The 17,442-nt window shown below is 52.9% G+C and carries 17 protein-coding genes and 22 other annotated features; of the genes, 9 read left to right on the forward strand and 8 right to left on the reverse strand.

The window, feature by feature from the left end:
• Nucleotides 1–41: 41 nt before the first annotated feature.
• Nucleotides 42–47 (forward strand) — a ribosome-binding site (putative RBS for STM1795; RegulonDB:STMS1H001969).
• Nucleotides 42–1,372 (forward strand): putative homolog of glutamic dehydrogenase gene (locus STM1795; RefSeq protein NP_460751.1). Within the gene, nt 47–1,372 belong to an annotated coding region; the region does not span the whole gene. Its footprint overlaps the feature before it by 6 nt.
• Nucleotides 1,373–1,495: 123 nt before the next feature.
• Nucleotides 1,496–1,504: a -35 signal (putative -35_signal for treA; RegulonDB:STMLTH004512), on the forward strand.
• Nucleotides 1,496–3,298, forward strand: a protein-coding gene (gene treA, locus STM1796; RefSeq protein ID NP_460752.1) for a trehalase, periplasmic. Within the gene, nt 1,586–3,298 belong to an annotated coding region; the region does not span the whole gene. Its footprint overlaps the feature before it by 9 nt.
• Nucleotides 1,521–1,529 (forward strand) — a -10 signal (putative -10_signal for treA; RegulonDB:STMLTH004512). It overlaps the preceding gene by 9 nt.
• Nucleotides 1,572–1,577: a ribosome-binding site (putative RBS for treA; RegulonDB:STMS1H001970), on the forward strand.
• Nucleotides 3,299–3,360: 62 nt before the next feature.
• On the opposite strand, the gene ymgE is transcribed toward treA, so the two are convergent.
• Nucleotides 3,361–3,634, reverse strand: a protein-coding gene (ymgE, locus tag STM1797; RefSeq protein ID NP_460753.1) for a putative transglycosylase-associated protein. Within the gene, nt 3,361–3,615 belong to an annotated coding region; the region does not span the whole gene.
• Nucleotides 3,629–3,634: a ribosome-binding site (putative RBS for ymgE; RegulonDB:STMS1H001971), on the reverse strand. Its footprint overlaps the gene before it by 6 nt.
• 134 nt (nt 3,635–3,768) lie before the next feature.
• Nucleotides 3,769–3,774 (forward strand) — a ribosome-binding site (putative RBS for ycgR; RegulonDB:STMS1H001972).
• On the opposite strand from ymgE, the gene ycgR reads away from it, so the two are divergent.
• Nucleotides 3,769–4,518 (forward strand): putative inner membrane protein gene (ycgR, locus tag STM1798; protein NP_460754.1). Within the gene, nt 3,784–4,518 belong to an annotated coding region; the region does not span the whole gene. (Overlaps the previous feature by 6 nt.)
• A 13-nt stretch (nt 4,519–4,531) precedes the next feature.
• Here the strand turns inward: ycgR and emtA are convergent.
• The gene (gene emtA / locus STM1799; RefSeq protein NP_460755.1) for a membrane-bound lytic murein transglycosylase E occupies nt 4,532–5,156 on the reverse strand. Within the gene, nt 4,532–5,143 belong to an annotated coding region; the region does not span the whole gene.
• Nucleotides 5,151–5,156 (reverse strand) — a ribosome-binding site (putative RBS for emtA; RegulonDB:STMS1H001973). It overlaps the preceding gene by 6 nt.
• A gap of 146 nt (nt 5,157–5,302) precedes the next feature.
• Nucleotides 5,303–5,308 (forward strand) — a ribosome-binding site (putative RBS for ycgQ; RegulonDB:STMS1H001974).
• Here emtA and ycgQ point away from each other — a divergent pair.
• Together ycgQ and ycgO are read left to right on the forward strand one after the other, a co-directional pair.
• Nucleotides 5,303–6,228, forward strand: a protein-coding gene (ycgQ, locus tag STM1800; protein ID NP_460756.1) for a putative resistance protein MccF. Within the gene, nt 5,314–6,228 belong to an annotated coding region; the region does not span the whole gene. (Overlaps the previous feature by 6 nt.)
• 80 nt (nt 6,229–6,308) lie before the next feature.
• Nucleotides 6,309–6,314 (forward strand) — a ribosome-binding site (putative RBS for ycgO; RegulonDB:STMS1H001975).
• Nucleotides 6,309–8,058 (forward strand): putative CPA1 family Na:H transport protein gene (ycgO, locus tag STM1801; protein ID NP_460757.1). Within the gene, nt 6,325–8,058 belong to an annotated coding region; the region does not span the whole gene. (Overlaps the previous feature by 6 nt.)
• A 62-nt stretch (nt 8,059–8,120) precedes the next feature.
• Here ycgO and dadX read toward each other — a convergent pair.
• Both dadX and dadA read right to left on the reverse strand, forming a co-directional pair.
• The gene (dadX, locus tag STM1802) for an alanine racemase 2 (RefSeq protein ID NP_460758.1) occupies nt 8,121–9,202 on the reverse strand. Within the gene, nt 8,121–9,191 belong to an annotated coding region; the region does not span the whole gene.
• Nucleotides 9,197–9,202: a ribosome-binding site (putative RBS for dadX; RegulonDB:STMS1H001976), on the reverse strand. (Overlaps the previous gene by 6 nt.)
• Before the next feature lie 2 nt (nt 9,203–9,204).
• The gene (gene dadA, locus STM1803; RefSeq protein ID NP_460759.1) for a D-amino acid dehydrogenase subunit occupies nt 9,205–10,608 on the reverse strand. Within the gene, nt 9,205–10,503 belong to an annotated coding region; the region does not span the whole gene.
• Nucleotides 10,509–10,514, reverse strand: a ribosome-binding site (putative RBS for dadA; RegulonDB:STMS1H001977). (Overlaps the previous gene by 6 nt.)
• Nucleotides 10,581–10,589: a -10 signal (putative -10_signal for dadA; RegulonDB:STMLTH004513), on the reverse strand.
• Nucleotides 10,592–10,621 (reverse strand) — a protein binding site (putative binding site for CRP, RegulonDB: STMS1H000060).
• Nucleotides 10,600–10,608, reverse strand: a -35 signal (putative -35_signal for dadA; RegulonDB:STMLTH004513). It overlaps the preceding feature by 9 nt.
• A 192-nt stretch (nt 10,622–10,813) precedes the next feature.
• Nucleotides 10,814–10,819 (forward strand) — a ribosome-binding site (putative RBS for ycgB; RegulonDB:STMS1H001978).
• On the opposite strand from dadA, the gene ycgB reads away from it, so the two are divergent.
• Nucleotides 10,814–12,358 (forward strand): putative cytoplasmic protein gene (gene ycgB / locus STM1804; protein ID NP_460760.3). Within the gene, nt 10,826–12,358 belong to an annotated coding region; the region does not span the whole gene. It overlaps the preceding feature by 6 nt.
• 46 nt (nt 12,359–12,404) lie before the next feature.
• On the opposite strand, the gene fadR is transcribed toward ycgB, so the two are convergent.
• Nucleotides 12,405–13,138, reverse strand: a protein-coding gene (gene fadR / locus STM1805; RefSeq protein ID NP_460761.1) for a negative regulator of fad regulon. Within the gene, nt 12,405–13,124 belong to an annotated coding region; the region does not span the whole gene.
• Nucleotides 13,133–13,138 (reverse strand) — a ribosome-binding site (putative RBS for fadR; RegulonDB:STMS1H001979). (Overlaps the previous gene by 6 nt.)
• A 192-nt stretch (nt 13,139–13,330) precedes the next feature.
• Nucleotides 13,331–13,336: a ribosome-binding site (putative RBS for nhaB; RegulonDB:STMS1H001980), on the forward strand.
• On the opposite strand from fadR, the gene nhaB reads away from it, so the two are divergent.
• The 3 genes from nhaB (at nt 13,331) to STM1808 (ending at nt 16,010) form a co-directional block, all read left to right on the forward strand.
• Nucleotides 13,331–14,888, forward strand: a protein-coding gene (gene nhaB / locus STM1806) for an NhaB family of transport protein (protein ID NP_460762.1). Within the gene, nt 13,344–14,888 belong to an annotated coding region; the region does not span the whole gene. Its footprint overlaps the feature before it by 6 nt.
• Nucleotides 14,889–15,016: 128 nt before the next feature.
• Nucleotides 15,017–15,022, forward strand: a ribosome-binding site (putative RBS for dsbB; RegulonDB:STMS1H001981).
• Nucleotides 15,017–15,560, forward strand: a protein-coding gene (gene dsbB, locus STM1807; RefSeq protein NP_460763.1) for a putative disulfide oxidoreductase. Within the gene, nt 15,030–15,560 belong to an annotated coding region; the region does not span the whole gene. It overlaps the preceding feature by 6 nt.
• 102 nt (nt 15,561–15,662) lie before the next feature.
• Nucleotides 15,663–15,668: a ribosome-binding site (putative RBS for STM1808; RegulonDB:STMS1H001982), on the forward strand.
• The gene (locus tag STM1808) for a putative cytoplasmic protein (RefSeq protein NP_460764.1) occupies nt 15,663–16,010 on the forward strand. Within the gene, nt 15,669–16,010 belong to an annotated coding region; the region does not span the whole gene. Its footprint overlaps the feature before it by 6 nt.
• A 71-nt stretch (nt 16,011–16,081) precedes the next feature.
• Here STM1808 and STM1809 read toward each other — a convergent pair.
• The 3 genes from STM1809 to ycgN all read right to left on the reverse strand — a co-directional run bounded on the left by STM1809 (nt 16,082) and on the right by ycgN (nt 17,416).
• The gene (locus tag STM1809) for a putative cytoplasmic protein (RefSeq protein ID NP_460765.1) occupies nt 16,082–16,268 on the reverse strand. Within the gene, nt 16,082–16,255 belong to an annotated coding region; the region does not span the whole gene.
• Nucleotides 16,263–16,268 (reverse strand) — a ribosome-binding site (putative RBS for STM1809; RegulonDB:STMS1H001983). It overlaps the preceding gene by 6 nt.
• 178 nt (nt 16,269–16,446) lie before the next feature.
• Nucleotides 16,447–16,589 (reverse strand): putative cytoplasmic protein gene (locus STM1810; RefSeq protein NP_460766.1). Within the gene, nt 16,447–16,584 belong to an annotated coding region; the region does not span the whole gene.
• Nucleotides 16,584–16,589, reverse strand: a ribosome-binding site (putative RBS for STM1810; RegulonDB:STMS1H001984). (Overlaps the previous gene by 6 nt.)
• 346 nt (nt 16,590–16,935) lie before the next feature.
• Nucleotides 16,936–17,416, reverse strand: a protein-coding gene (gene ycgN / locus STM1811; protein NP_460767.3) for a putative cytoplasmic protein. Within the gene, nt 16,936–17,397 belong to an annotated coding region; the region does not span the whole gene.
• Nucleotides 17,411–17,416, reverse strand: a ribosome-binding site (putative RBS for ycgN; RegulonDB:STMS1H001985). (Overlaps the previous gene by 6 nt.)
• Nucleotides 17,417–17,442 lie beyond the last annotated feature (26 nt).

Raw genomic sequence — 17,442 nt, forward strand, 5'->3', positions numbered from 1 at the left:
TTGTTTAAAAAAGTGTTAAATTTATCGCTACATGGTGTGATCTACTATGTACCACGGTCAATTAAAGAACATATTACTTTTATCACTAAGGTTTATCATGGATAAGTTATCTTACGCTTCAGATAGCAGCACATCTGCCTGGAATACCTACCTGCAACAAATCGAGCGTGTGGCCCCTTATCTGGGCGAGTTATCCCCCTGGGTGGATACTCTGCGCCACCCAAAACGCGCTCTGATCGTCGATATTCCGGTACAAATGGATGATGGCACTATTCGTCATTTCGAAGGATATCGCGTGCAGCACAACCTCTCCCGAGGTCCGGGTAAAGGCGGTGTTCGCTACCATCCTGACGTTGATCTCAATGAAGTGATGGCCCTGTCAGCATGGATGACCATCAAATGTGCCGCGCTGAACCTGCCATACGGCGGCGCTAAAGGCGGTATCCGCGTCGATCCGTTCTCGCTGTCGGAAGGTGAACTGGAGCGTTTGACCCGCCGCTATACCAGCGAGATCGGCATTATCATCGGGCCGCAGAAAGATATTCCTGCGCCGGATGTCGGCACCAACGGTAAAGTGATGGCCTGGATGATGGATACGTATTCCATGAATCATGGCACGACGGTCACTGGCGTCGTCACCGGTAAGCCTATCCATCTTGGCGGTTCGCTGGGCCGTGAAAAAGCGACGGGGCGCGGCGTTTTCGTCAGCGGGCTGGAAGCCGCACGTCGGGCGAATATTGCTGTTGAAGGCGCTCGCGTTGCGGTTCAGGGTTTTGGTAACGTCGGCAGCGAAGCCGCGCGTCTGTTTGCAGGCGCTGGCGCCCGTGTCGTGGCGATTCAGGATCATACCGCGACCCTGTTTAACGCCACCGGTATTGACATGAAGGCGCTCACGGCATGGCAGACAGAACACAAACAGATAGCCGGTTTCCCGGGCGCGGAAACTATCGCCAGCGATGCGTTCTGGCGTCTGGAGATGGATATTCTGATCCCGGCGGCGCTTGAAGGTCAGATAACTCGTCAGCGCGCGGAAGCCCTGACGTGTAAGCTGGTGCTGGAAGGGGCTAACGGCCCAACCTATCCGGATGCTGATGATGTTCTGGCCAGCCGTGGTATCCTTGTGGTGCCTGACGTGGTCTGTAACGCAGGCGGCGTAACCGTCAGCTACTTCGAATGGGTACAAGATATGGCCAGCTTCTTCTGGAGCGAAGAAGAGATCAATGCGCGCATGGACAAAATCATGACCGACGCGATTGTCCATGTCTGGGAGAAAGCGGCTGAGAAATCCTGCTCTCTGCGCACCGCAGCCTATATTGTCGCCTGTGAGCGCATTCTGCTGGCCCGTAAAGATCGCGGTATCTATCCAGGTTAAGGCGACAAATCATTGCGCTAAAATCCACGTCCCGGCGTGGATTTTTTGTCTGTATACCCCGTTTTCCACGCGCGCGCCGATAAATTCTGTCTCAATAAAATGTCTGTTTGTTCGCAAAATAGCGGTTCAATCACGCGTATCTGGTCATCGTAGACTAAGGTTTTGTCATGGTAAATGCCGTTGGCTTTGGCTCACCGCTAAGGAGATAACTTGATGATACCCCCAGAGATTCGCCGTTCTGTTCTACTGCAGAAAGCCATAAAACTGGCGCTGGCAGGGACGCTGCTGACGTTTGCATCGTTTTCGGCGACTGCCGCAGACCCGTCTTCCGACACTGAAACTCCGCAGCCGCCGGATATTTTGCTTGGCCCGCTCTTTAATGATGTCCAGAATGCAAAACTCTTCCCCGATCAGAAAACCTTTGCTGACGCCATACCTAATAGCGATCCGCTCATGATTCTTGCGGATTATCGTATGCAGCGGAACCAGTCCGGCTTCGATTTACGTCATTTTGTTGATGTTAACTTCACCCTGCCGAAAGCGGGTGAAAAATATGTCCCGCCTGCCGGGCAGTCATTGCGTGAACATATTGATGGCCTGTGGCCGGTGCTGACACGTTCAACTAAAAACGTCGAAAAGTGGGACTCGCTCTTGCCGTTGCCTGAATCCTATGTCGTGCCGGGTGGTCGATTCAGAGAGATTTACTACTGGGACAGCTACTTTACGATGCTGGGGCTGGCGGAAAGCGGGCACTGGGATAAGGTGGCGGATATGGTGGCGAACTTTGGTTACGAAATTGACGCCTGGGGGCATATTCCTAACGGCAACCGTACCTACTACCTGAGTCGTTCGCAGCCGCCTTTCTTTGCGTTTATGGTTGAGTTACTGGCGCAACATGAAGGTGACGATGCGCTGAAAGAATACCTGCCGCAACTGCAAAAAGAGTACGCCTACTGGATGGAGGGCGTTGAGACATTGCAGCCAGGGCAACAAAACCAACGCGTCGTCAAACTGGAAGACGGCAGCGTTCTCAACCGCTACTGGGACGATCGGGATACGCCCCGCCCTGAATCCTGGGTTGAAGATATCGCTACCGCCAAAAGCAACCCCAACCGCCCGGCAACGGAGATCTATCGAGACCTCCGTTCTGCTGCCGCCTCCGGCTGGGATTTCAGCTCCCGCTGGATGGATAATCCGCAGCAGCTCAGTACCATTCGTACCACCACTATTGCCCCTGTCGATCTTAACGCTCTGCTGTATCAACTGGAGAAAACCCTCGCCCGCGCCAGCGCTGCGGCGGGCGATCGGGCCAAAGCCTCGCACTATGACGCGCTGGCCAACGCGCGGCAAAAAGCCATTGAAATGCATCTGTGGAATAACAAAGAGGGTTGGTATGCCGACTACGATCTGAAGAACAATAAAATCCGTGACCAACTCACCGCTGCCGCGCTGTTCCCGCTCTATGTAAACGCCGCCGCGAAAGATCGCGCCGCGAAAGTGGCGGCGGCGGCCCAGGCGCATCTGCTACAGCCTGGCGGGCTGGCTACCACCTCGGTTAAAAGCGGACAGCAATGGGATGCGCCAAACGGCTGGGCGCCGTTACAATGGGTCGCTGCCGAAGGATTGCAAAATTATGGGCAGGATGACGTGGCAATGGAAGTCACCTGGCGCTTTTTAACCAATGTGCAGCACACCTACGATCGCGAGAAAAAACTGGTCGAAAAAAATGATGTCAGCAGCACCGGAACCGGCGGTGGCGGCGGCGAATATCCACTTCAGGACGGCTTTGGCTGGACCAACGGCGTGACGCTGAAAATGCTCGATCTGATTTGTCCGCAGGAAAAACCGTGCGATAGCGTACCGTCTACTCGTCCGGCATCGTTAAGCGCAACGCCGACAAAAACGCCGTCTGCAGCGACGCAGTAACGCGTGTTTATAGTAGGTTGACCCGGTGCTGACCGGGTCAACGCTTACACGTTCTGCAGCGGTTAGCCGCGTCGCAGAAGGCGGAAAATCACCAGCACCACGATCGCGCCCACCACGGCGACCAGGAAACTGTGCAGATTAAAGCCGCTGATACTGCCGCCAATACCAAACATCGTCGCCAGCCATCCGCCAACGACCGCCCCGACGATACCGAGAATACAGGTCAGGATAAATCCCCCGCCATCGCGCCCCGGCATAAGCAATTTGGCGATAACGCCGGCAATCAAACCAAAAACAATCCAGGCGATAATTCCCATTTGCGAACCCTCTTTCCAGTAAAAACGTTTTAAGTATAGGCAAAGTCGAGCGTCGCATTTCTGAACACTGATTTATCTCGCGGACATAAAAATTTATTTATCGCTATTAAGTTCTTTCTACCGATGCCGATAACCCAACGATAGTCTGCGTATCAGGGGTTATTTCGTGTGAGTGGTTACAATGAGCAGTTCCTGAAAAAAAATCCATTAGCGATATTAGGCGTGCTACGGGATTTAAATAAAAATCAGGTTCCACTGCGTATTTCATGGGCGCATGGTCAATTCATCAGTAAAATTTTGGCGGTAGACCCGGAAAAACTCATCGTGGATTACGGCAGCCAGGAATACGAAAATAGCGCCGTATTACGTGCCGGGCAGGTAGCCATTATCGCAGAAACGCAGGGCGCAAAAGTCGAGTTCACGTTGCCGCAACTCGTTACAGGCGAATATCAGCGGCTGCCGGCCTTTATCACGCCCCTGCCGTCGTCACTGTGGTTTGTCCAGCGCCGGGAGTATTTTCGCATTGGCGCGCCGCTGTATCCGCCTTATTACGGCGTCACCACGCTACCGGACACCCGTACGTTACGTTTTCGCCTGTTTGATCTTTCCCTGGGCGGCATGGGCGCGCTACTGGAATCCGCCATCCCCGACGGACTAATCGAAGGCGCACGCTTTTCGCAGGTTGAACTGAACATGGGGCAATGGGGGATTTTTCACGTTGACGCCCAGCTTATCTCCATCAGCGAGCGTAAGGTGATTGATGGGAAAAATGAAACGATCACCACTCCCCGCCTGAGCTTTCGTTTCCTTAACGTTAGCCCGGCGGTGGAGCGGGAGTTGCAGCGGATTATTTTTTCGCTTGAGCGCGAGGCCCGAGAAAGAGCGAATAAAGTGCGAGAATAATCTTCACGCTAAACTACATGGCGTCCAGCGCCTGCTGAAGCTTCCAGATATAGCGCGGCGCCTGCGGCGCGGGATGATTATCAACAACATGTTCAAAAAACTCGTCCGCATCCAGATCGTTAATTTTTTCTATCGCCTTCTTCCTGTCGGATGAAAAAGTACGCAATAACGCGCCTGCGCCGTTAGCATAAGAGACGACCAGCGCATATTGCATCACCTGCGGATCTTTGATGCCGGCCAGCGGCCCATTTTCCAGAATGCTCAGATACGCCGCGCCCATTGAGATGTTACGCTCAGGGTTTTTCAGCTCGCTGGTGGTCGGTTCGCCACGCCAGCCCATACGACGGTAAACGTCGCGCCCGGAGGTCGACGCCTTTAACTGCATCAGGCCAATCGCATTAGATTTACTGACCGCGTTAGGGTTGCCGCCGGATTCAATGGCGATAATCGCGGTGATTAAATGCGGATCAACCCCCCATGCCGCCCCGGCTTTTTCACTGATGGGCATCCACTGCATCGCACGCTTTACAGGCACTTCGGCATTCCACGGCGGATTCCTGTAATCCTGTTTTGAGCTACAGCCAGCCAGTATTACTACCAAAAAAGCAAACCATCTTAATTTCACGTCATCTATCCTTATAGCCGTAACTTATCTGCCGAAGAGGTCATACCGCCCCGGCCAGGCACTTAGGTTGCCTCCCTGGTGCGCATCCAGAAACGTCGCACAACGAGGGACATCGCCTAATATATGCGGCATGATATACATTTGCATTCTATTGTCAGCAAGGAATTACCATGTCTCTGTTTCATTTAATCGCCCCGTCGGGCTACTGTATTAACCAACAGGCCGCGTTACGCGGCGTTCAGCGCCTGACTGACGCGGGTCATCAGGTGGAGAATGACGAGGTGATTCGTCGCCGCTTTCAGCGTTTTGCCGGTACGGACGCGGAACGGCTGGCCGATGTTAATTCGCTGGCCTCGCTAACGTCGCCGGATACAATCGTCATGCCGGTTCGCGGCGGCTATGGCGCCAGCCGCTTGTTGGATCGTATCGACTGGCAGGCGCTCGCCTCCCGGCAACAGCGCGATCCCTTACTGATTTGCGGTCATAGCGATTTTACGGCGATTCAGGCTGGACTCCTGGCGCAGGCCAATGTCATCACCTTTAGCGGTCCTATGCTGGCGGCAAATTTTGGCGCCGAAACGCTGAATACGTTCACCGAGCAACATTTCTGGCTGGCGCTACGCAAGGCGCAATTTACCGTAGAGTGGCAAGGCGACGGCCCTCAGTGCGACGCACAGGGCACCTTATGGGGCGGAAATCTGGCGATGTTGATTTCCCTTATCGGTACGCCCTGGATGCCGACTATCGATAAAGGAATTTTAGTGCTGGAAGATGTCAATGAGCATCCTTTCCGGGTGGAGCGTATGCTTTTGCAACTGGAGTACGCCGGAATTTTAAACCGCCAGAGCGCCATCGTTCTCGGCAGCTTTAGCGGCGCGGCGCCCAACGAGTATGACGCCGGTTATTCTCTGGAGAGCGTCTACGCGTTTTTACGTTCCCGTCTGTCCGTTCCGCTGATTACCGGTCTCGACTTCGGGCATGAACAACGTACGGTAACGCTCCCTATCGGGGCAAACGCGATGCTTAAAAATACGCGCCAGGGGACTCAACTCACTTTATCTGGCCATCCTACGCTGCAATTGTAAAAAAAGTCCCCGACAGGCTAAGTAAAACGCTGCCCTGGCCGTTATTATGTTAATGTTAAATAATACGAAGTCGTGTGAGTCAGGAGATATAAAACGTTGGATGCTGCAACAATTATTAGTCTATTTATTTTAGGTTCCATCCTTGTAACCAGCAGTATCCTGTTAAGTTCATTCTCATCGCGACTGGGTATCCCGATTCTGGTCATTTTCCTCGCCATCGGGATGTTAGCGGGTGTGGATGGCATTGGCGGTATTCCTTTCGATAATTATCCTTTCGCTTATATGGTCAGTAACCTGGCGCTGGCGATTATTTTACTCGATGGCGGAATGCGCACCCAGGCCAGCTCTTTCCGGGTAGCGCTGGGCCCCGCGCTGTCGCTGGCGACGCTCGGCGTACTGATCACGTCGGGGTTAACAGGTATGATGGCCGCCTGGCTGTTTCATCTGGATCTTATCGAAGGTCTGCTTATCGGCGCGATAGTCGGTTCCACTGACGCCGCAGCGGTCTTTTCTCTGCTTGGCGGCAAAGGGCTAAACGAACGTGTAGGCTCCACGCTGGAGATCGAATCGGGAAGTAACGACCCGATGGCCGTTTTTCTGACCATTACATTAATTGAGATGATCCAGAAGCATGAAACCGGCCTGGACTGGATGTTTGCCGTCCATATTATCCAACAGTTCGGTCTCGGTATTGTTTTTGGCCTGGGCGGCGGTTACCTGCTACAGCAGATGATCAACCGTATTTCTCTGCCCAGCGGCCTGTATCCGATGCTGGCGCTCAGCGGCGGTATTCTGATTTTTGCTTTGACGACCGCGCTTGAAGGCAGCGGCATTCTCGCGGTCTATCTGTGCGGATTCCTGTTAGGAAACCGCCCGATTCGCAACCGTTACGGCATCCTGCAAAACTTTGACGGACTAGCCTGGCTGGCGCAGATCGCGATGTTCCTGGTTCTGGGGCTGCTGGTGACGCCTTCCGATCTGTGGCCGATTGCCGTCCCTGCGCTTATTCTCTCCATCTGGATGATTTTCTTCGCCCGCCCACTGTCGGTGTTTACCGGCCTGCTGCCATTTCGCGGCTTCAATCTTCGGGAGCGCATTTTCATCAGTTGGGTCGGACTGCGCGGTGCGGTGCCGATTATTCTCGCCGTTTTCCCGATGATGGCCGGGCTTGAAAACGCTCGCCTGTTCTTTAATGTCGCTTTCTTTGTGGTACTGGTGTCGCTGCTCCTGCAGGGAACATCGCTGTCATGGGCGGCGAAGAGAGCCAAAGTGGTCGTGCCTCCGGTTGGCTGGCCAGTATCGCGCGTGGGGCTTGACATCCATCCTGATAATCCGTGGGAGCAATTCATTTATCAGTTGAGCGCCGACAAATGGTGCGTCGGCGCGGCGTTGCGCGACCTGCATATGCCGAACGAAACCCGCATTGCCGCGCTATTTCGCAATAATGAACTGTTTCACCCCACGGGTAGCACTCGCCTGCAGGAAGGCGACGTACTCTGCGTGATTGGCCGGGAGCGCGATCTGCCAGCGCTGGGCAAATTGTTTAGCCAGTCGCCGCCGGTTTCGTTAGATCAGCGTTTCTTTGGCGATTTTATCCTCGAAGCGAATGCGAAATTCGCCGACGTGGCGCTTATCTACGGTCTGGAAGAAGGAACGGAATACCGGGATAAACAACAAACTCTGGGTGAAATCATACAGCAGCTGCTGGGCGCTGCGCCGGTCGTCGGCGATCAGGTGGAGTTTGGCGGCATGATTTGGACGGTAGCTGAAAAAGAAGATAACGTGGTACGCAAGATTGGGGTACGCGTCGCCGAAGACGAAGCAGAATAAGGTCGCCTGGCAACGTCGACCCGCCCCCAAGTGGACCGGTCGACGCCTTAGCCTGAATTAGGTTACGTTGTCACAAACGGCACACGCGGCGCTACGGCGCACAGTAGCTCATAGCCCAGCGTGCCTGCCGCAGAAGCGACATCATCGACCTTAATTTCTTTGCCCCATAATTCAACCGGCGTGCCGATTCCCGCCTGCGGACACGGCGTCAAATCCACCGCCAGCATATCCATTGAAACGGTGCCTACTGTTCTGGTACGGATACCGTCCACCAGCACAGGCGTCCCGGTCGGCGCATGGCGTGGATAGCCATCGGCATAACCCGCCGCGACGATGCCAATGCGTTGTTCCTGAGTCACAGAATACCCTCCGCCATAGCCTACCCTTTCACCCGCGCTCAGCGTCTGCACGCCAATAATTTCGCTACTCAGCGTCATCACAGGTTTTAGTCCGGTATCGGCAATATCCCGCCACTGTCCTGACGGCGACGCGCCGTACAAAATAATGCCCGGCCTGACCCAGTCATAATGCGCCTGGGGATGCCACAGCGTCGCTGCCGAATTTGATAACGAGTATGCACACTGAAGACCTTCCGTCGCCAGCGCAATACGCCTCATCGCCTCCCCGATACCTTCCGGATGATCGGCCTGAGCAAAATGTGACATCAGGGTCATTTCACCGACATTGCGCATTGCCCGCAATTGCTGCCAGACGGTCTGCGCCCGCTCAGGCTGAAAACCGAGTCGGTTCATGCCGCTGTTGACTTTGACATAGATATCCAGCGGCGCGTTAAGCCGCGCATTTTGCAGCGCTTTCAACTGCCAGTTACTGTGGATGCAGGTGGTCAGCCGATAAGTGTCATACGCCTCCAGGTCTTGCGCATGGAAAAACCCCTCCAGCATCAATATCGGCCCTTTCCACCCGCGCTCACGCAGGGTAATCGCCTCTTCAAGGTTGAGCATAGCGAAACCATCTGTGGCGCCCAGCGCGCTCCAGACGCGTTCAATACCGTGGCCGTAGGCGTTGGCTTTCACTACCGACCAGACGCGCGCCTCTGGGGCCGCCCGGCGCACAATAGCCAAATTTTGTTTCATTACCTGTAAATCAAGGCTGGCCTGTATAGGGCGGGTCATTTCACTTCCTTTATCAGTTATGCGCGCTATGCAAACGTTGCGGGGGGGTGGGCGTAAAATCGGAACGGTATCGCGCCACGCTCAGATCGTCGTAGGGTATCGCTGGCGTGCGACCCGACAAGATATCGCTTAACAACTGGCCTGAACCGCAGGCCATCGTCCAGCCTAAGGTGCCGTGTCCAGTATTAAGCCACAGATTTTTATAACGGGTGCGTCCTACTACCGGCGTGCCGTCCGGCGTCATGGGGCGCAGGCCGGTCCAGAATGTGGCCTGCTCAATATGACCGCCGCGCGGAAAGAGATCGCGCACAACCATCTCCAGCGTCTCGCGGCGCGGTTGCAGTAAGTCGGTATTAAAGCCCACGATTTCCGCCATTCCCCCCACGCGAATACGCTTATCAAAACGCGTAATAGCGATTTTGTAGGTTTCATCAAGAATCGTCGATACTGGCGCGCCGTCTGGCTCGACGATTGGGATGGTTAATGAATAGCCTTTCAGCGGATACACCGGGATATCAACAATGCCTTTAAGCATCGCCGTCGAATACGATCCAAACGCCATAACATACGCATCTGCTTTAATGATCTCATCGGCGCATTTCACGCCGTAAATCTGATCATTTTCGTACAGTAATTTTTCCACGGGAGTATTAAAGCGAAAGGTTACGCCCGCCTGCTCCGCCATGCGCGCCAGACGCTGGGTAAAGAGCTGACAGTCCCCGGTTTCATCATTCGGTAAGCGCAGTCCGCCGGTTAATTTATGCGCAACCTCAGCCAGAGCGGGTTCAACTTCCGCCAGTCGGCTGGATTCCAGGAGCTGATACGGCACCCCGGCATCTTCCAGCACGGCGATATCACGGGTGGCGTTCTCATACTGTTGCGCGGTGCGGAAGAGTTGTAGCGTTCCCCCCTGGCGGCCTTCATATTCGATACCGGTCGCGGCGCGTAGCGTTTTCAGACAGTCGCGACTATATTCCGCCAGGCGCACCATGCGGCCTTTATTTTCCATATAATGCCGGGTATCGCAGTTACGCAGCATTTGCCACATCCACTTCAGTTGAAATGGAGTGCCATCCAGACGCACCGCCAGCGGCGCATGGCGCTGGAACATCCATTTTATCGCCTTCAGCGGTACGCCAGGGGCCGCCCAGGGCGCCGCATATCCCGGTGAAATTTGTCCGGCATTCGCCGCGCTGGTTTCTTGCGCCGGGCCGGATTCGCGATCGATGACGGTGACATCATGCCCCGCCTGACTCAAGTACCAGGCGCTGGTCACGCCAACTACGCCACTCCCCAGGATGACAACTCGCATAGCCACTCCGTTAATAGTAAAAGAACAATCTTCTGATTACATCTTGATAACCCAGATGAAAATATTATTCAACATATGACTTTTTTATGGTGACGTGCTTCACATATACCCTAAAGACAAGCGATCCCACTGGTTTGGGATCTCCTGCTACGCGGCATGGCTATACAGCATAAAATGATGCCAATACCCGATTTTTTGCCGTTCAATGTGGAGGAAACCGCAAAGAAAAGTTTTCACGATCAAGTCGTTTTTTAACATGGTGTTCTATGCTTGAAAGGAGGCGCTCCATACAGAGAGCGTCGCCAACAATGAGGGTGCGCGAATGGCAATGATTGATTCCATGAACAAGGACACCACACGTTTGAGCGATGGACCCGACTGGACATTTGAGCTGCTGGATGTCTATCTGGCAGAGATAGACCGCGTGGCGAAGCTCTACCAACTGGATACTTACCCGCACCAAATTGAAGTCATCACTTCCGAACAGATGATGGACGCCTACTCCAGCGTCGGGATGCCGATCAACTATCCGCACTGGTCGTTTGGCAAAAAGTTCATTGAGACGGAACGTCTGTATAAGCATGGTCAACAAGGACTGGCTTATGAAATTGTGATCAACTCTAATCCCTGCATTGCCTACCTGATGGAAGAGAACACCATCACCATGCAAGCGCTGGTCATGGCGCACGCCTGTTACGGCCACAACTCCTTTTTTAAAAATAATTATCTCTTCCGGAGCTGGACGGATGCCAGCTCTATCGTCGATTACCTGATTTTCGCCCGAAATTACATTACCCGCTGTGAAGAACGCTACGGAGTGGATGAAGTAGAAAAACTGCTCGACTCCTGCCACGCGCTGATGAATTACGGCGTCGATCGCTATAAGCGCCCGCAGAAAATCTCGTTGCAGGAAGAGAAAGCGCGACAAAAAAGCCGGGAAGAGTATCTACAAAGCCAGGTGAATATGCTGTGGCGCACGCTGCCAAAACGCGAAGAAGAAAAAACGGTCGCCGAAGCACGCCGCTTTCCCGCTGAACCGCAGGAAAACCTGCTCTATTTTATGGAGAAAAACGCCCCGTTGCTCGAGCCGTGGCAGCGCGAAATTCTGCGCATCGTGCGTAAAGTCAGCCAGTATTTTTATCCGCAGAAACAGACGCAGGTCATGAACGAGGGCTGGGCGACCTTCTGGCACTACACCATCCTGAACCATCTGTATGATGAAGGCAAAGTGACGGAACGCTTTATGCTGGAGTTTTTACACAGCCATACCAATGTCGTATTTCAGCCGCCCTATAATAGCCCCTGGTATAGCGGAATTAACCCCTATGCGCTCGGCTTTGCCATGTTCCAGGATATCAAACGTATTTGTCAGTCCCCCACGGATGAAGATAAATACTGGTTTCCGGATATTGCCGGTTCCGACTGGCTGGAAACGCTGCACTTCGCCATGCGCGATTTTAAAGATGAAAGCTTTATCAGCCAGTTCCTGTCGCCAAAAGTGATGCGTGATTTCCGTTTCTTCACGGTACTTGATGATGACAGGCATAATTATCTGGAGATCTCCGCCATTCATAACGAAGAAGGTTATCGGGAGATTCGATCAAAACTGTCGTCACAGTATAACCTGAGCAATCTGGAGCCGAATATTCAGGTCTGGAATGTGGATTTACGCGGCGACAGATCGCTGACGTTGCGTTATATCCCGCATAACCGCGCACCGCTGGATAAAGGCCGCAAAGAGGTGCTGAAACATGTGCATCGGTTATGGGGCTTTGATGTGATGCTGGAGCAACAAAATGAGGATGGCAGCGTAGAACTGCTGGAGCGTTGTCCGCCGCGCATGAACATGCTGTAATCGAGATGCTGCCCGGTAGTGTTTGCGCTTACCGGGCATCGCGGGATTATCGTCCCTGAATCGCTAAATCGCCGGGCAGATTTTTCTGCATCCGATGCCAAATCTCGCCGCTGTCATGCCCGTAACGTCGCACCGTTTCATACACCTGGTCGTGCGCGCCCTGCTCGCATAACGACGATAATTTATGATAGAAACCCAGTGCCAGACTGCGCGCTTCCGGATTGGCGAAATAGTGGCGACCAATGCGGGTGTATAACCCTTTCATGCCGTTCAGGATCAAGCCGTAAATAGGATTGCCGGAGGCGAATGCCAGACCACGAAAGATGTTATAGTCCAGATCGGCGAATGCATCGGCATGGTCGGCCACTTCGTGGGCAGTGGCCAGTACTTCCTGCGCCTTATCCGGGTGTTGACGCAACGCGGTACGAATAAAGATAGTAGAAATATTGGTACGCACCGACAACAAATTGTCGATCAGTTGCGGAACGCTTTCATGATCAAGGCGGGCCAGCGTTTCAAGGATATTCAGCCCTGACGTTTCCCAAAAATTATTAACCTTTGTCGGTTTGCCATGCTGAATGGTCAGCCAGCCATCTCGCGCCAGCCGCTGTAACACCTCGCGTAATGTCGTGCGCGTCACGCCGATCAGTTCGGAGAGTTCTCGTTCTGCCGGTAAGATCGTGCCAGGAGGAAAGCGGTTATTCCAGATACTTTCAATAATATACTCTTCCGCGAAACCCGCCGGGCTCTGCGCCTTAATGACCATAGTGAGATTTCCATTACACAGCAAAACATAGTTGCACTCATCATACCAGACGGGCGTAACACCTGATAGCGGACGCAATGAAGAAAAAGGGGATCAAGGCACCATTTCTGATATCGCCTGCCAATATCGTTAAGGACTTGCTTGCATTCGTCGCGCTCGCTACTCTCTGTGTTTAAACATAAAAACGCTATTTCATTTTTCTAGGTAAGGAAAAATTTCATGGAGATCTCATGGGGTCGCGCCATGTGGCGCAACTTTTTAGGCCAGTCGCCCGACTGGTACAAACTGGCACTACTTGTCTTTTTAATTGTTAACCCATTCATTTTCTTAGCTAATCCCTTTATTGCCGGTTGGCTGCTGGTGGCAGAGTTTATCTTCACTCTGGCGATGGCGTTAAAGTGTTACCCCCTGCTGCCCGGCGGGTTACTGGCCATTGAAGCCGTTATCATCGGTATGACCAGCGCCGCCCATGTACGTGAAGAGGTTGCCGCCAACCTGGAAGTCTTGCTGCTGCTGATGTTTATGGTGGCAGGCATCTACTTTATGAAGCAGTTATTGCTGTTTATTTTTACCCGTCTGTTACTCAGTATCCGCTCGAAGATGGTTCTGTCGCTGGCCTTTTGCGTCGCCGCCGCATTCTTGTCGGCTTTCCTTGACGCGCTTACCGTCGTTGCGGTGGTGATCAGCGTCGCCGTCGGTTTTTACGGGATTTACCATCGTGTGGCCTCATCGCGCGGCGAAGAGAACGATATGCTGGACGACAGCCATATCGATCCGCATTACAAAACGGTGCTGGAGCAATTCCGCGGATTCTTGCGTAGCCTGATGATGCATGCAGGCGTGGGGACGGCGCTGGGCGGCGTCATGACCATGGTCGGGGAGCCGCAAAACCTGATCATCGCTAAAGCGGCTGGCTGGCATTTCGGCGACTTCTTTTTGCGGATGTCGCCTGTCACCGTCCCGGTACTGGTATGTGGACTGTTAACCTGTATGCTGGTCGAGAAAATGCGCTGGTTTGGCTATGGCGAAACGTTGCCCGAAAAAGTCCGCGACGTTTTACAGCAATTCGACGATCAAAGCCGTAAGAAGCGCACCCGCCAGGATAAAATTAAACTCATAGTCCAGGCGATTATTGGCGTCTGGCTGGTTACCGCCCTCGCCCTCCATCTCGCGGAGGTGGGACTGATTGGTCTGTCGGTCATTATTCTGGCCACCGCGTTAACGGGTGTAACCGATGAACACGCCATCGGCAAAGCGTTTACCGAGTCGCTGCCGTTTACTGCGCTGTTAACCGTTTTCTTCTCCATTGTGGCGGTTATTATCGATCAACATCTTTTCGCGCCGATTATTCAGTTCGTCTTGCAAGCCTCTGAACACGCGCAGCTAACGCTGTTCTATCTCTTTAACGGCCTGTTGTCTTCCATCTCAGATAACGTCTTTGTCGGCACCATTTATATCAACGAAGCGAAGGCGGCAATGGAAAACGGCGCTATCAGCTTAAAACAGTTTGAGCTTTTAGCCGTGGCCATCAATACCGGTACTAACCTGCCATCGGTAGCGACGCCAAATGGTCAGGCGGCATTCTTATTCCTGCTGACCTCCGCGCTGGCGCCGTTAATCCGTCTCTCCTATGGCCGTATGGTCTGGATGGCGTTACCGTACACTATCGTACTGACCCTGATAGGGCTACTGTGCGTCGAATTCACTCTTGCGCCGGCCACCGAATGGATGACTCAGGCAGGATGGTTAGCAACGCTTTCGTAACGTTTGGCCGGGCAATACACCGCCCGGCTCCGATTTTTGCCTGATAATTATCCAATTACACATTATTTCATTTCCCGCTAGTGGCGCACGAATTGAATTGGTTTACACTGCGGTCTCTACGCATGTTGCAGGGAAATTATTATGTTGCGATTTTTAAACCAGTGCTCACGGGGTCGGGGCGCATGGTTACTGATGGCGTTTACCGCCCTGGCGCTGGAAATGGTGGCGCTGTGGTTCCAGCACGTCATGTTACTTAAACCTTGCGTGCTATGTATTTATGAACGTTGCGCCCTGTTTGGCGTGATGGGCGCGGGTCTGGTCGGCGCAATAGCGCCGAAAACGCCGCTGCGATACGTGGCAATGGTTATCTGGATTTACAGCGCCTGGCGGGGTCTACAACTGGCGTATGAACATACGATGATTCAGTTGCATCCCTCGCCGTTCATGACCTGTGACTTTATGGCGCGCTTTCCAGACTGGTTGCCGTTGGGTAAATGGCTGCCACAGGTGTTTGTGGCATCCGGTGATTGCGCCGAACGCCAGTGGTCGTTTTTAACGCTGGAGATGCCGCAATGGCTGTTGGGGATCTTTGCCGCTTACCTTGTGGTGGCGATAGCCGTCGTCATAGCCCAGGCATTTAAGCCTAAAAAACGCGACCTGTTCGGTCGTTGATACACACGCTCCTTCGGGAGCGTTTTTTTTGCCCGAAGCGTTGTTTGCCAGTGATTAAAAGGTGTATATTAAATACATCTTTTAATCACCACATCAGGGAGATGTCTTATGTCCCACTTACGCATCCCGGCAAACTGGAAAGTTAAACGCTCTACCCCCTTTTTCACCAAAGAGAATGTTCCGGCGGCACTGCTCTCTCATCACAACACAGCGGCAGGCGTTTTCGGACAACTCTGCGTGATGGAAGGCACCGTGACCTACTATGGCTTTGCGAATGAAACCGCGACAGAACCCGAAGTGAAAGTGGTGATTAATGCCGGGCAATTCGCCACCAGTCCGCCGCAATACTGGCATCGGGTAGAGCTGAGCGATGATGCGCGGTTCAACATTCATTTTTGGGTAGAGGAAGACCATCAGGGCGAGGAAATGTATCAACAGAAAAAAGCCTGACATCGGTAAACCAGTCACCACTGGGCGGCGTCCCGCCCAGTAGCCAGGTGATTAATGGCGCTAATTAAACGCTAGAGTAGTTTAATTTTAACGTGGTATCCCTCAAGCCCTTTCATCGTTTCTCGCGGCGCGAACTCTATTTCGGAAACCTCTTGCCCGGTTTTCTTCCGTAGTTCGGCAACCTTTTTGCTAATGAGTGCCGCGATTTCCTCTTCTGCTTTATGTGTCAACTCTTCGCTGTTCATTGATTTCCTCCTTTGAACTCGCAAACGGCTAAGCGCAATAAGACAGTGTCGTCATGGACGCGCTACTATTTTAACGTACAAAAAATTATAGGCTATCTTTCTGAGGATTATCAGGATGTTTCGCTTTAGAAGATGTAAAAAACCGCCTGGCACAGACGGTGCATCAGGCGGTTGGTTAATAGCACAAGACGCTATCTACGAGGATCTTCAACCTCATTCTGGGTATCCGGGTCGAGAGGATCGTCTCCCTCTGGTGTATCCGGAATATTTTCACCAGGAAGCGGCTCATCCTCTGGTAATGGATCGACTAAATCAGGACGTTCAGACATAAAGCCTCCAACGAACCATAGTTATTAAAGATACCCTACAGCACTACTTTTGGTTTTTCTTTGGATTTTTTCCTTCGTCTTCGGGTGTCTTATCAGGCTTCCTGGGCTGATCCTTTGAAACGCGCAACGGTTGGTTATTCATGGGGTAACTCCTCAGGATAGGCAGCGATATACTGCTTTGAAAGTATAGAGTCGCCGCCATACGTGCGCGAGCGCAGCGACAAGGCGCGTCAGGGAAGAAGAGAAGGCAGTGATAACGCCAGGTGACGGAATTTGCACGCAATTCCTGGCTTCAGGGGCCGCCCAGCGTAAATTAAAGAATTGTAAACAATCAGCCGTTTTGCCGAAGACTTATTCTGCCCACGACGGTTTATTTAAAATATGATCCTGCCAGTCCCGTACTTCAGATTCTTTAACCGCGATATGACGGACAGAAATTCGCTCGCCATGCATAGCAGCTTTCGATCCAGTCAGCAGCGGATGCCACGTCGGCAAGGGCTTACCTTCCGCCAACAAACGGTAGGCGCAGGTCATCGGCAACCATTCAAAGTCTGGCAAGTTTTCGCGAGTGAGTTTGATACAGTCGGGTTCAAATTCAAAACGGCGCTCATAATGACGGCACTGGCACGTTTTGATATTTAATTGCCTGCACGCCACGTTGGTGAAGTAGATTTCATCTGTATCTTCATCCATCAGCTTATGCAGGCAGCATTGACCGCAGCCATCGCACAGCGACTCCCACTCGGCATCGGTCATTTCATCCAGGGTTTTACGTTGCCAGAAAGGTGTATCGCTCATTAAAGTATCCGCCATTGCACTAAAGCTGCACCTTATAACCAGTCTGGCCTGCAGATGCAA

Source organism: Salmonella enterica subsp. enterica serovar Typhimurium str. LT2 (genome assembly GCF_000006945.2).
Classification (GTDB): domain Bacteria; phylum Pseudomonadota; class Gammaproteobacteria; order Enterobacterales; family Enterobacteriaceae; genus Salmonella; species Salmonella enterica.